The organism is Streptomyces sp. NPDC058000 (genome assembly GCF_042886435.1).
Classification (GTDB): domain Bacteria; phylum Actinomycetota; class Actinomycetes; order Streptomycetales; family Streptomycetaceae; genus Streptomyces.
Genome location: NZ_JBHVQS010000078.1, coordinates 22269 through 34362 on the forward strand (window position 1 = coordinate 22269; position 12094 = coordinate 34362).

The 12094-nt window shown below is 73.7% G+C and carries 10 protein-coding genes and 2 pseudogenes; 4 read left to right on the plus strand and 8 right to left on the minus strand.

The features are described from left to right. Window positions 1–29 precede the first annotated feature (29 nt). Entirely contained in the window at window positions 30–815 is a 786-nt protein-coding gene (locus ACFVT2_RS39160; RefSeq protein ID WP_390026134.1) for an SDR family NAD(P)-dependent oxidoreductase, read from the minus strand. Beyond that, entirely contained in the window at window positions 812–2143 is a 1332-nt protein-coding gene (locus ACFVT2_RS39165; protein ID WP_390026136.1) for an enolase C-terminal domain-like protein, read from the minus strand. Before ACFVT2_RS39165 ends, ACFVT2_RS39160 begins: the two co-directional genes overlap by 4 nt. Before the next feature lie 323 nt (window positions 2144–2466). Here ACFVT2_RS39165 and ACFVT2_RS39170 point away from each other — a divergent pair, with 323 nt between their 5' ends. Next, the gene (locus tag ACFVT2_RS39170; RefSeq protein WP_390026137.1) at window positions 2467–3579 is read left to right on the plus strand and encodes a PAC2 family protein; all 1113 of its coding nucleotides are present in this window, start codon (window positions 2467–2469) and stop codon (window positions 3577–3579) included. 164 nt (window positions 3580–3743) lie between these two features. Here the strand turns inward: ACFVT2_RS39170 and mshC are convergent. The 4 genes and pseudogenes from mshC to ACFVT2_RS39190 all read right to left on the minus strand — a co-directional run. Then, a pseudogene (gene mshC, locus ACFVT2_RS39175) lies at window positions 3744–4928 on the minus strand (cysteine--1-D-myo-inosityl 2-amino-2-deoxy-alpha-D-glucopyranoside ligase); the annotation flags it as partial. 176 nt (window positions 4929–5104) lie between these two features. Next, window positions 5105–5980 carry an SCO1664 family protein gene (locus ACFVT2_RS39180; RefSeq protein ID WP_390026156.1) on the minus strand — a complete coding sequence of 292 codons (876 nt, stop codon included), beginning with the start codon at window positions 5978–5980 and terminating at the stop codon, window positions 5105–5107. Between the two features lie 5 nt (window positions 5981–5985). After that, on the minus strand, window positions 5986–6576 hold the full coding sequence (locus ACFVT2_RS39185; RefSeq protein ID WP_390026140.1) for a DUF3090 domain-containing protein: 591 nt from the start codon (window positions 6574–6576) through the stop codon (window positions 5986–5988). A gap of 131 nt (window positions 6577–6707) precedes the next feature. Beyond that, the gene (locus tag ACFVT2_RS39190; RefSeq protein WP_390026142.1) at window positions 6708–7406 is read right to left on the minus strand and encodes a histidine phosphatase family protein; all 699 of its coding nucleotides are present in this window, start codon (window positions 7404–7406) and stop codon (window positions 6708–6710) included. A gap of 118 nt (window positions 7407–7524) precedes the next feature. On the opposite strand from ACFVT2_RS39190, the gene corA reads away from it, so the two are divergent. Further along, the gene (gene corA, locus ACFVT2_RS39195; protein ID WP_390026145.1) at window positions 7525–8517 is read left to right on the plus strand and encodes a magnesium/cobalt transporter CorA; all 993 of its coding nucleotides are present in this window, start codon (window positions 7525–7527) and stop codon (window positions 8515–8517) included. A 22-nt stretch (window positions 8518–8539) separates the two neighbouring features. On the opposite strand, the gene ACFVT2_RS39200 is transcribed toward corA, so the two are convergent. Both ACFVT2_RS39200 and ACFVT2_RS39205 read right to left on the minus strand, forming a co-directional pair. After that, window positions 8540–9328, minus strand: a complete 789-nt coding sequence (locus ACFVT2_RS39200) for a ferritin-like domain-containing protein (protein WP_390026148.1) — start codon at window positions 9326–9328, stop codon at window positions 8540–8542. Between the two features lie 260 nt (window positions 9329–9588). Continuing rightward, window positions 9589–10644, minus strand: coding sequence for an LLM class F420-dependent oxidoreductase (locus ACFVT2_RS39205; protein ID WP_390026151.1), 1056 nt, complete (start codon window positions 10642–10644; stop codon window positions 9589–9591). A gap of 159 nt (window positions 10645–10803) precedes the next feature. Between ACFVT2_RS39205 and ACFVT2_RS39210 the strand changes: the two genes are divergently transcribed. Continuing rightward, window positions 10804–11787 (plus strand): aldo/keto reductase, encoded by a 984-nt coding sequence (locus ACFVT2_RS39210; protein WP_390026153.1) that lies wholly within the window; start codon window positions 10804–10806, stop codon window positions 11785–11787. After that, window positions 11784–12094: pseudogene (locus ACFVT2_RS39215) on the plus strand (hypothetical protein); the annotation flags it as partial. The gene ACFVT2_RS39210 and the pseudogene ACFVT2_RS39215, both read left to right, overlap by 4 nt.

The window sequence follows — 12094 nt, forward strand, 5'->3', positions numbered from 1 at the left end:
CCGGTCGCCCCGGCCCCCGGTGCGGCGGCTCAGTCGGCCGAGCGGGGCCGCAGCCCCTGCATCCCTCCGTCCACGGCCAGCGCGGTGCCGGTGATGCCGGAGGCCCCCGGGGACGCCAAGTGGACGATGGCGGCGGCGACCTCCTCCGCCGTGACCATCCGGCCCATGGGCTGGCGGGCGTTGAGCGCGGCCCGTTCGGCGGCCGGGTCGGCGGCCCGGTCCAGCAGCCGGGCGACCCACGGGGTGTCCGCGGTGCCGGGGTTGACGCAGTTGACCCGGATGCCGTCCCGGAGGTGGTCGGTGGCCATCGCCAGGGTCAGCGCGAGCACCGCCCCCTTGCTCGCGCTGTACAGCGCCCGCTGCGGCAGACCGGCGGTGGCGGCGATGGAGCAGGTGTGGGTGATGGAGACCGCGCCGGGCGCGCCGACCGCGGCCCGCCGCAGGTGCGGCAGCGCGGCCCGGGCGGTGCGCACCAGCCCCAGGACGTTGACGTCCAGGACGTGCTCCCACTCCGCGTCGTCGTTGTCCTCGACGCTGCCGACGGCGCCGGTCCCGGCGTTGCCGACGAGGGTGTGCAGGGCGCCCAGTTCCGCCACCGCCGCCGCGACCGCGGTCCGGACGCCGGTGTCGTCGGTGACGTCGGCGGCGATCCGGACCGCCCCGGCGGGCGCCCCCGACGGGTCGCGGTCCAGGACGGCGACCCGGGCGCCGCGGGCCAGCAGCAGGGCCGCGGTGGCCGCCCCGATGCCCGAGCCACCGCCGGTGACGAGGGCCGCCAGGCCCGCGAAGTCGTCCGCTCCGGTGCGCCCGCTCATGCCGGCACCCCCGCTGCCCGGCGCGGTCCGCGGGCCCGCCACACCGGCCCGTCGGGGAACCGGTACTCGGCCAGCGACGCCGGGTCCATCCGGGCGGAAAAACCGGGCGCGTCCGGCGCGCGGTAGCGGCCGCGCTCGACGACGACCGGATCGGTGAAGTGCTCGTGCAGGTGGTCCACGTACTCGATCACCCGGTCCTCCCAACTCCCGGACACCGCCACGTAGTCGAACATCGCCAGGTGCTGCACCAGCTCGCACAGCCCCACCCCACCGGCGTGCGGGCACACCGGCACCCCGTACTTCGCGGCCATCAGCAGGATCGCGAGGTTGTCGTTGACCCCGGCCACCCGGGCCGCGTCGATCTGTACGAAGTCGACCGCGCCGGCCTGGAGCAGCTGTTTGAACACCACGCGGTTGGCGACGTGTTCGCCGGTGGCGACCTTGACCGGCTGTCCGGAGCGCACCGCGGCGTGCCCCAGGACGTCGTCCGGGCTGGTCGGCTCCTCGATCCAGTGCGGGGCGTAGGGCGCCAGCGCGGTCATCCAGCGGACCGCCTCGGCCACGTCCCAGCGCTGGTTGGCGTCGACCGCGATCCGTACGCCGGGCCCGACCGCGTCCCGGGCCAGCCGCAGCCGCCGCAGGTCGTCGTCGAGGTCGGCGCCCACCTTCAGCTTGATCTGGTCGAAGCCGTCGGCCACCGCCGCCTTGGCGAGCCGGACCAGGGTGACGTCGTCGTGGCCGAGCCAGCCGGGCGAGGTGGCGTAGGCGGGGTAGCCCTCGGCCTTGAGGCGGGCGGCGCGCCCGGCCCGGCCGGGCTCGGCGGCACGCAGCAGGGCCAGCGCCTCGGCGGGCGTCAGCGCGTCGGAGAGGTAGCGGAAGTCGACCAGCCCGACCAGTTCTTCGGGCGTCAGCCCGGCCAGGAACGCCCAGACCGGGAGGCCGGCGCGGCGCGCGGCGAGGTCCCAGGCGGCGTTGACCACCGCCCCGGCGGCCATCTGCGCCACGCCCTTCTCGGGGCCGAGCCAGCGCAGCTGGGAGTCGTGGGTGAGGTCGCGGTGGAGCGCGCCGAGCCGGTCGGCGGTGACCGGGGCGGGGCGGCCGACGACGTACGGGGCCAGGGCCAGGATCGCGGCAGCCATGACATCGTTGCCGCGCCCGATGGTGAAGCAGAAGCCGTGTCCGTCCGGCCCGTCGGCGGTGCGCAGGACGACGTAGGCGGCGGAATAGTCGGGGTCGGGGTTCATCGCGTCCGAACCGTGCAGCTGGTCGGAGGTGGGGAAGCGGACGTCGTGGACCTCCAGCCCGGTGACAGTGTCGGTTACGGCCATGGGCACGCTCCCTGGGATGTCATAGCGCGCGGATGTCGCGGGAGAACAGTCGCGGGAGAACATCGGACCTTTCCCGGTCCTCCGATGTATAGCCCCGCCCCGAAGACCGCGTCCAGACCCCGTACCCGAATCCACCAGCAACACCAGGGTCGTTGACCAGCCAAGCCCCCCTTTCTTCGACTACAGATCGGATCTATCCGTACACGCGCTCGCAAAGGGGCTGCGGATCGGCACCACAGAAGCCGTAGTCTTGGGAGCGCACGCAACGGAACTGCAGCCGGCGGCCGCCCCAGGCGGCCGGGCCGGCCGGAAGGAGGGGCTGGGTGATCGAGCTGGAGGGGGTGCCCGAGCTGATCGACCCGGTCATGGTGGCCGCGTTCGAGGGGTGGAACGACGCCGGCGATGCCGCCTCCGCCGCGGTCGCGCACCTGGATCGGGAATGGAAGGGCGAGGTCTTCGCCGCGCTCGACGCGGAGGACTACTACGACTTCCAGGTCAATCGCCCGACGGTCTTCCTGGAGAACGGCGTCCGCAGGGTCACCTGGCCCACGACGCGGCTCTCCGTCGTCCGGATCAGCGACGCGGACGGCAAGGGCCACCCCCGCGACCTGGTCCTGGTCCGCGGCATCGAGCCGAGCATGCGCTGGCGCTCGTTCTGCAACGAACTCCTCGGCTTCGCCCACGAATTGGGCGTCGAGATGGTGGTGGTGCTGGGCTCCCTGCTGGGCGACACCCCGCACACCCGGCCGGTCCCGGTCAGCGGGGTCACCTCCGACGCGGACGTGGCACGCCGGCTGGACCTGGAGGAGTCCCGTTACGAGGGCCCGACGGGCATCGTCGGCATCCTCCAGGAGGCGTGCACGCACGCCGGCGTCCCGGCGGTCAGCCTGTGGGCCGCGGTGCCGCACTACGTCTCCCAGCCGCCCAACCCCAAGGCCACCCTCGCCCTCCTCAACCGCCTGGAGGACCTGCTCGACCTGCGGATCCCGCTCGGCGAGCTGACCGAGGACGCCCGCGCCTGGCAGCTGGGCGTGGACCAACTCGCCGCCGAGGACAGCGAGGTCGCCGAGTACGTCCAGTCGCTGGAGGAGGCCCGGGACACCGCCGAGCTCCCGGAGGCGTCCGGCGAGGCCATCGCCCGCGAGTTCGAGCGCTACCTGCGCCACCGCGACCCGCAGGCCGGCCCCGGAGTGGCGACCGAGGGCGGCCTCGCCGACGGCCGGGACGGCTCGTACCTCCGCGACACCGCCAGCGGCCGCACCCGGCACCCCCGTGCCACCCCCAAGGAGCCGCGCGAGCCCCGGCCGCCGGAGGACACCGGGCCCCCGAAGACGCCCGGCGGCCCGGAAACCGAGGGCGCGGGCGATCCGGAAGACGGCCCGGACGGCGGCCGCACCGACGGCGACGGCCCGGAGGCCCCCGGCACCGGAAGCTGACCGGCCGCCCGGCCCCGATCCGGCACGGCGCCGGGCAGGACGCAGGCAACGACGAAGGGGCGCCCCCGCCCAACGGGCGGGGGGCCCCCCACACCTCCCGCCACAGCCCCCGCCCCGCCGTACAGCCCCCCCCCCCGCCGCGCCGCCCCCCCCCCCGCGGCCCGCCCGGGCGCGCCCTCGTCCGTGCCGCCGCCGTTCTCCTGCGCGGCGGCCCAACGGTCCACCGCCGCCAGCGCGGCCGGCGCGTCCAGGTCGTCGGCGAGCGCGGTGCGGATCTCCGCCAGGAGGGTCTCGGCGGGCGGACCGTCGGGGCGGGAGACGGCGGAGCGCCAGCGGGCCAGCCGCGCCTCGGCCTCCGGGAGCACCGCGTCGGTCCACTCCCAGTCACTGCGGTAGTGGTGGGCCAGCAGCGTCAGGCGGATCGCGGCCGGGTCGATGCCGTCCCGCCGCAGCTTGGAGACGAAGACCAGGTTGCCCTTGGACTTGGACATCTTCTCGCCGTCCAGGGCGACCATGCCGGCGTGCACGTACGCCTGGGCGAAGGGGTGTTCGCCGGTCAGTGCCTGGGCGTGCGAGGCACCCATCTCGTGGTGCGGGAAGGCCAGGTCGGAGCCGCCGCCCTGGACGTCGAAGCCCATGCCGAGGTGCTCCAGGGCGATGGCCACGCACTCGATGTGCCAGCCGGGCCGGCCGCGGCCCAGCGAGCCGCCGTCCCAGCTCGGCTCGCCGTCGCGGGCGGCCATCCACAGCATCGGGTCGAGCGGGTTCTTCTTGCCCTCGCGCTCCGGGTCGCCGCCGCGCTCCGCGGACAGCAGCCGCATCGCCTCGGCGTCGAGGCCGGAGACCTCGCCGAAGTGGGCGTCGGAGGCGACCGAGAAGTAGACGTCACCGTCCAGCTCGTAGGCGGCGCCGGCGTCGCGCAGCCGCTCCACCAGCGGGACGATGTGGGGTATCGACTCGACGGCACCTATGTAGTGGCGCGGCGGCAGCATCCGCAGTGCCGTCATGTCCTCGCGGAAGAGGGCGGTCTCGCGCTCGGCGAGGGCGGTCCAGTCGACACCGGTCGCCACTGCCCGCGCCAGCAGCGGGTCGTCGACGTCGGTGACGTTCTGCACGTAGTGCACCTGGCGCTTCGTGTCGAGCCACACGCGCTGAACGAGGTCGAACGCGTTGTAGGTCGCCGCGTGCCCCATGTGGGTGGCGTCGTACGGCGTGATGCCGCAGACGTAGATACGGGCGACGGGACCGGGGTCGAGGGTTACCCGTCCGCCGGTCGCGGTGTCGTGGATCCTCAGGTCGCGGCCCTGACCAGGCAGGGCGGGGACCTCAGAAGCGGGCCATGCATGCATGCCTTGAGCGTAACCGGACGGATGTTCCGCATACGAACCGGAGGGGCTTCTCTGGCCGGAAAGGCGGTCTTGCGTTCCACGGCCGGATGTGCCAGGAGCTGGGGGCTGTGGGTGGTGCGGCGTCAGCCGCTCCGGTGGAGCCGGTGCTTGCACCGGGCGGCCGACGGTGCCCCGGATCAGACCGGCGGCCAGGGAATCGCCGGCCACTCCCCGCTCGGCTCCGGGTGCCGCCCGCTGCTCAGCAGCCCGTCCACCCGGGCCCGCAGCGCCGCCAGCTCGGCTTCTGTGATCAGTTCGGCCAGTCGGGCGGCGAGCGGCGCACCGTCCGCCAGCTCCGCCTGCACGCCGCGCAGCACCGTCAGCGCCTCGCCGGTCAGCGGCTCCCCGGCCCAGCCCCACAGGAGCGTGCGCAACTTGTCGGCCGAGTTGAACGTCACACCGTGATCGATCGCGAAGAACCCGCCACCGGCCCCGGGCAGCAGATGGCCGCCCTTGCGGTCACCGTTGTTGATCACCGCGTCCAGGACGGCCAGCCGGCGCAGCCGCGGGTGGTCGGCGTGGACCAGCAGCGCGGTGCGTCCCGCGCCGATCTCGGCCCGACCGACCGCCTTCCAGCCCGGCGCCGGCTCGTCCTCGGCGACCAGCGCCAGCAGCTCCGGCACCTCGTCGCCGTCCCCGGGCGGCGCTATCCACTCCTGGACCATGCCGGTCCCGTACGGGCCGTCCCGCAGCACCGTGGTGGGGATCAGGTCCCAGCCGCAGGCCCGGGAGACCTCGTACGCGGCGACCTCGCGCTGGGCGAGCGTGCCATCGGGGAAGTCCCACAGCGGGCGCTCGCCGCGGACCGGCTTGTAGACGCAGGCGGCGCTGCGCCCGTCGAGCGCGACGGTGCAGTAGAGCACGGCGTTGGAGGCTTCCTGGATCTGGCCGCGGACGGTCAGCTCACCCTCGGCGAGCAGCGCCGGCGCCAGGCTGCCGACGGGCTCCCGGACGGGCTCCGGCGGGGCCTCGTGAGCGGCCCGGGGGCCGGCCGGTTCGACGGTGGGCTCCATGGCGCTCAGGCGTCCCGCCGGTATCCGTTCTGGCGCGGGCATACGTGTCCCTCCGGGTCGAGCGGCAGGCTGCACAGCGGGCACGGCGGGCGGCCCGCGTTGACGACGTCCAGCGCCCGCTTGGCGAACGCCCGGGCCATGGTGCCGGTCAGCCGCACCCGCAGCATCGGCGGGCCGTTCTCGTCGTCCTGGAGCAGCCGCTCCTCGGCGTCGGCGAGGTCCTCGTCGCTGTCGGCCTCCAGCTCGACCAGCGCCTGGGCCTCGACGATCATCCGTTCGTCCTCGCCGTCCCAGGCCAGCGCCATGGTGCCGACCCGGAACTCCTCCTCCACCGGCGACTCCAAGGGCGCGGTGTCGGACATCTCGTTCGGTGAGACGGCGGGCACCGGGGCACTGCCGCCGCTGCGCCGCACCACCTCGTCCAGGAGCTCGTCGATCCGCTCGGCGAGCGCCGCCACCTGAGTCTTCTCCAGGGCGACGCTGGTGGTCCGGCCGCCCGCGGTGGCCTGGAGGAAGAAGCTACGGCGGCCAGGCAGCCCGACCGTACCGGCCACGAAACGGTCCGGTAGGTCGTAGAAGTACACCTGACGGGACAACGTCCTGCTCCGATTGTCTCGACTGCATAGGTCAGTGCGGCCGCTGCGGTCGCTGTGTCCTGGAGGGGTACTGCGCGGATCTCAGGGGCGTCGCGGGCAGCGCCGTCGCACCACCCTACTGCGCCCGCTGATCACGCTGCGCCCGCACCGCCTCCGATGGCCGCGTCCCGCTCGCTCCCGGCCCCGCCGCCGTCCTCACGGGGCACCAGTGAGGCGAGGTCACCGGTGTCGCCGAGCCGTACCACGTAGGGGCGCAGCCGGGTGTAGCGGACCACGGTCACCGAGCACGGCTCCACGGAGATCCGCTGGAAGAGGTCCAGGTGCATGCCGAGGGCGTCGGCGACCAGGGATTTGATGATGTCACCGTGCGAGCACATCAGGTAGGTCGCCTCGGCGCCGGAGGTCTGCTCGACCCGGGCGTTCCAGTCCCGGACCGCGGCCACCGCACGGGCCTGCATCTCGCGCATCGCCTCACCACCGGGGAAGGCGGCCGCGGAGGGGTGCTGCTGGACGATCTCCATCAGCGGTTCGTCGGCCAGCTCGGCGAGTTTGCGGCCCGACCAGTCGCCGTAGTCGCATTCGGTGATCCGCTCGTCGGCGGTGAGACGCAGCTCGGGGCGGGCCGCCAGCAGCGGCGCCAGGGTCTCCCGGCAACGCTGCAACGGACTGGAGACGGCGACGGCGAGCGGGACCCCCGCGAGCCGGGCGGGCAGCGCCGCGGCCTGGGCGGCGCCCCGCTCGTCGAGGGCGACTCCGGCGGTCCGGCCGGCGAGCACCCCGGAGGTGTTGGCGGTGGAGCGGCCGTGCCGCACCAGGATCAGCGTGGGCATGACCGCAACCCTAGAGCCTGCCGTCAAACTCCCGTCGTCCGCCCGTGGCCGGCCCGGGCGGCGTGCGGTGCGTGCTCCCGGACCGCTTCCCTGGCAGGGGCCCCGTGGACGGGCGAGAATGCCTGGTGTGATCGTGGACTGCGCCATCTACCGCGAGGGCCGCCGCCATGAGTGCGCGACGGATTTCTCCCGCGCGCTGGACGCGGCCCGGGCGGACGGCCGCTCGTTCTTGTGGCTGGGTATGTACGAACCGACCCAGCACGAGTTCGACCAGGTCAGCAGCGAGTTCGGGCTACACCCGCTGGCCGTGGAGGACGCCCTCAAGGCGCATCAGCGGCCCAAGCTGGAGGTCTACGACGACTCGCTGTTCATGGTGCTGAAGCCGATCACCTACGACGTCGCGGCCGACACCGTGACCGCCTCGGAGCTGATGGTCTTCGTCGGCGACTCGTTCGTGGTCACCGTCCGGCACGGTACGGCCAGCCCGCTGGCGGCGGTCCGGCAGCGGCTGGAGCACCACCCGGAGATCCTGCGGCACGGCCCCGGGGCGGTGCTCTACGCGATCAGTGACGCGGTGGTGGACCACTACATCGAGGTCGCCGGTGAACTCCAGGTGGATCTTGAGGAGTTGGAGGCGGAGGTGTTCGCCCCGATCCGCCGGGAATCCAGGAGCACCGCCGCCCAGATCTACGCGTTCAAGCGCGAGGTCCTCGAATTCCGCCGGGCCACCGTCCCGTTGGCCGAGCCGATGTCCCGTTTGCAGAGCCCCGGCGTGCCCTTCGTGCACGACCACGCCCGACCGTTCTTCCGGGACGTCGGTGACCACCTGACCCGCGCCAACGAGTCGGTGGAGGGCCTGGACCGGCTGCTGTCGGACATCCTCGCCGCCCATCTGGCGCAGATGGGGGTCCGCCAGAACGACGACATGCGCAAGATCTCGGCGTGGGCGGCGCTGGCCGCGGTACCGACCCTGATCGCGGGCATCTACGGCATGAACTTCAGCGACATGCCGGAGCTGAAGTGGTCGCTGGGCTATCCGACGATCCTGGTGGTGATGGTCGTCATCGAGGTGTCGCTCTACCGGCTGTTCAAGCGCCGCGGCTGGCTGTGAGGCGCCCCGAACGGCGGGCCGGTCAGGCGAAGTCCGGCGCGGCCGGGGCCGGGCCGCCCAGCGCGTTCCGCCGCTCGGGCATGGCGAGGCTGACCATCCGCCGCCAGCCGACCAGCCGCTCGTAGCCGTAGAGCGCCATGATCCCGGCCCTGAGCAGCGCGGACTTGAGCGTCGGCCACCGCAGGATGCGGCCCATGTGCGCCATCACGGCCAGACTGACGTCCCGGTGGACGGCGATCTCGGCGAGCGCGCACTCCCGCAGGGTCCGCTGGATGGTCCGCCCGTGGCCGGCCCGGGCCAGCCGCAGCAGTTCCTCGTGGCAGTACGCGAGGTGGTTCTCCTCGTCGTGGCAGATCATCCTGACCGCCTTGCCGACCTCGGGGTGGTCGCCGAAGTACGTGCGCAGCAGCAGCATCTGCTCGGCCGCGCGCTGCTCGGTGACCCGGCTGTGCGCGAGGTAGGTGATGACGTCCCGCTCGCCGAGCGGCTCCTGGCGGCGGAGCTGGTCGTGGGCCAGTCCGATGCCCCGCCGCTCCAGCAGCATGGTGTAGTCGGTGGCCGCGGGGATCTCGACGGGCGTCAGGCCGCGCTTGCGGAGCAGGGCGTGGAAGATCCGGCCGTGCTTGTCCTCGTCGGCGCCGTGCCGGGCGACCTTGGGCGCCAGGTCGCGCTGGGACTCCGGGAGCAGTGCGGCGATCCGGCCGTTCTCCCAGCCGCCCTGGGCCTCCCCGCTGGCCGCGATGGAGCAGAAGAGGCGGTAGGAGGCGTCGTTGTCGACGATCTCCTGGAACAGGCTCCTGGCCGAGAACATCAGCGTCACCTCCGAACGGACACGCCCGTGAAGGGAAAGCCAAATGCCGTGTTCCGCCGCCGGCAACCGGGGGCGGCGCCCGTGCGCCCGTTCGCGTGGCCCGGGCCGGGGCGAGCCCCGTAACCCGCCCGCCGCTGAGGCGTTGAGTTCCGTGACGGCCGTGGCGGGGAAGCCCCCGAGCCCCCACCACGGCCGCAGTGCTCCTCCACCGGCCCGGCGCCCAGGCGCCGGGCCTTCGCGTGTCCGGGACCTGCCGGGAGTTACGCCAGGCCGGCGCGCTCCAGCGCCTCGACGCCCGCACGGAGCGAGGCCACCCGCTCGTCCAGGGTGAAGCCGGCCGGCGCCAGCGTCAGCGTGGTCACGCCGGCCGCCGCGTACGCCTGCATCCGCTCGGCGATCCGGTCGACCGAGCCGAGGAGGGTGGTCTGGTCGATCAGCCGCTCGGGGATCGCCGCGGCGGCGCCGGCCTTGTCCCCGGCCAGGTACTTGTCCTGGATCTCGGCGGCCTCCTTCTCGTACCCCATCCGCTGCGCCAGCTGGTTGTAGAAGTTCTGCTTCCGGCTGCCCATGCCGCCGACGTACAGCGCGGTGTACGGGCGGAACTGGTCGGCGAGCGCGCTGACGTCCTTGTCCTCGCCGACGGACAGCGGGAGGGTGGGGCAGACGTCGAAGCCGTCCATGGTCTTGCCGGCCGCTTCCCGCCCCGCCCGGAGGTGGGAGATCGCGGTCTCCTCCAGGTGGTCGGCGGAGGGGAAGATGAGCAGCGCACCGTCGGCGATCTCGCCGGTCTGCTGGAGGTTCTTCGGGCCGATGGCCGCGATGTAGAGCGGGATGTGCTCGCGCTCCGGGTGGACGGTGAGCTTCAGCGGCTTGCCGGGGCCGCCGGGCAGCGGCAGCGTCCAGTGCGCGCCCTCGTAGGACAGCCGCTCGCGGGTCATCGCCTTGCGGACGATCTCCACGTACTCCCGGGTGCGGGCCAGCGGCTTGTCGAACTTCACGCCGTACCAGCCCTCGGAGACCTGCGGCCCGGAGACGCCCAGGCCGAGGCGGAACCGGCCGCCGGAGAGCGAGTCCAGGGTCGCCGCGGTCATCGCGGTCATCGCGGGGGTGCGGGCCGGGATCTGGAAGATCGCCGAGCCGACGTCGATCCGCTCGGTCTGCGCGGCCACCCAGGAGAGCACCGTGGGGGCGTCGGACCCGTATGCCTCGGCCGCCCAGCAGACCGCGTAACCGAGGCGATCGGCCTCCTGAGCCACCGCGAGATTGTCGGAGTCCATCCCGGCGCCCCAGTAGCCGAGGTTGATGCCAAGCCTCATGCCGCTCCCCTTACCCATCAGTAACGTCGCTGTTCCGGGGACTCTAGCGTGCGGGTGCGGCGGTCGTCACCGGCAGGCCGGACCCGGTCCGCGGCGGTGGGCCCGGCCGTTGTCCACAGGTCCCCTGTTCGTGAGGCCCGGCGCGTAATGTCTGGGCCCATGGAGCAAAGGCACCTCGGCCGCACGGGCCTGCGCGTGTCCCGCCTCGGGCTGGGCACCCTGAACTGGGCACGCGACACCGGCGAACAGGACGCCGCCGAGCAGCTCAAGACCTTCTGGGAGGCCGGCGGCACGCTCGTCGACACCGCCGACATCTACGCCGACGGCGGCGCCGAATACCTCCTCGGCCGGCTGCTCGAAGGGCTGGTGCCGCGCCCGGACCTGGTCATCGCCACCAAGGCCGGCAGCGTCCTCGCACCGGACCGCCGGGTCGACGGCTCGCGCCGCCACCTGCTCACCGCTCTGGACGCCTCCCTCACACGCCTGCGCACCGACTACGTGGACCTCTGGCAGCTGCACGCCTTCGACCCGCACACCCCGCTGGAGGAGACCCTCCAGGCACTCGACCTGGCGGTGGCCTCCGGCCGCGCGCGCTATGTCGGCCTGTCGAGTTTCTCCGGCTGGCAGCTCGCCAAGGCCGCCACCTGGCAGCTGGCCGCCCCCGACATGCGCAACCGGCTCGCGAGCACGCAGATGGAGTACTCCCTCCTCCAGCGCGGCGTCGAACGGGAGGTGCTGCCCGCCGCCCGGGACCTGGGGGTCGGGCTGCTCCCGTCGTCCCCACTGGGCCGCGGGGTGCTCACCGGCAAGTACCGCCACGCCACCCCGGCCGACTCCCGCGGCGCCTCGGACCACCTCGCGCCGTTCGTCGAGCCCTATCTGGACGACACCGCGAGCCGGGTCGTCGACGCGGTCGCCACCGCCGCCGACGGACTGGCCGTCACGCCCCTCCAGGTCGCGCTCTCCTGGGTCCGCGACCGCCCCGGCGTCACCGCCCCGATCCTCGGTGCCCGCACCGCGCAGCAGCTCAGAGCCTCGTTGTCAGTGGAGGCGCTTAGTCTTCCTGACGAGATCCGCCGGGCGCTGGACGATGTGTCGGCTCCGGTGCACCACTATCCCGACCACAACTGGAGCACGCTGTGAGTACCGACCGCGCCGGCGACAACCCGCCCGAGCAGGAGGCTGCCGCGCCCGGTGACGAGGCGGTCGGCGAGGCCGGCGCCGGAGCCGGCGGCAACGCCGACGGCACACCACAGCCCGGCCCCGCCGCGTCCGCGGCGGCGCTGGCAGCGGCGGTGCGGGCCGTGGAGACCGGTGAGCGCTCCGCCGCGTCGTTCTTCGCCGAAGCCCCGCGGGCCGGCAAGGCCGCCGCACCCGCCGCCCGCCCCTCGCGGGACGGCGCGGCCGGGCCGGACCGGGCCGGGCAGCCGGCACCGGCGGGCCCGGCCCC

What these genes read in the sequence shown, in the direction of transcription:
- ACFVT2_RS39160 (WP_390026134.1), bottom strand. Translation starts at nt 815, where the DNA reads ATGAGCGGGCGCACCGGAGCGGACGACTTCGCGGGCCTGGCGGCCCTC.
- ACFVT2_RS39165 (WP_390026136.1), bottom strand. Translation starts at nt 2,143, where the DNA reads ATGGCCGTAACCGACACTGTCACCGGGCTGGAGGTCCACGACGTCCGC.
- ACFVT2_RS39180 (WP_390026156.1), bottom strand. Translation starts at nt 5,980, where the DNA reads ATGGAGCCCACCGTCGAACCGGCCGGCCCCCGGGCCGCTCACGAGGCC.
- ACFVT2_RS39190 (WP_390026142.1), bottom strand. Translation starts at nt 7,406, where the DNA reads ATGCCCACGCTGATCCTGGTGCGGCACGGCCGCTCCACCGCCAACACC.
- corA (WP_390026145.1), top strand. Translation starts at nt 7,525, where the DNA reads ATGCCTGGTGTGATCGTGGACTGCGCCATCTACCGCGAGGGCCGCCGC.
- ACFVT2_RS39200 (WP_390026148.1), bottom strand. Translation starts at nt 9,328, where the DNA reads ATGTTCTCGGCCAGGAGCCTGTTCCAGGAGATCGTCGACAACGACGCC.
- ACFVT2_RS39205 (WP_390026151.1), bottom strand. Translation starts at nt 10,644, where the DNA reads ATGAGGCTTGGCATCAACCTCGGCTACTGGGGCGCCGGGATGGACTCC.
- ACFVT2_RS39210 (WP_390026153.1), top strand. Translation starts at nt 10,804, where the DNA reads ATGGAGCAAAGGCACCTCGGCCGCACGGGCCTGCGCGTGTCCCGCCTC.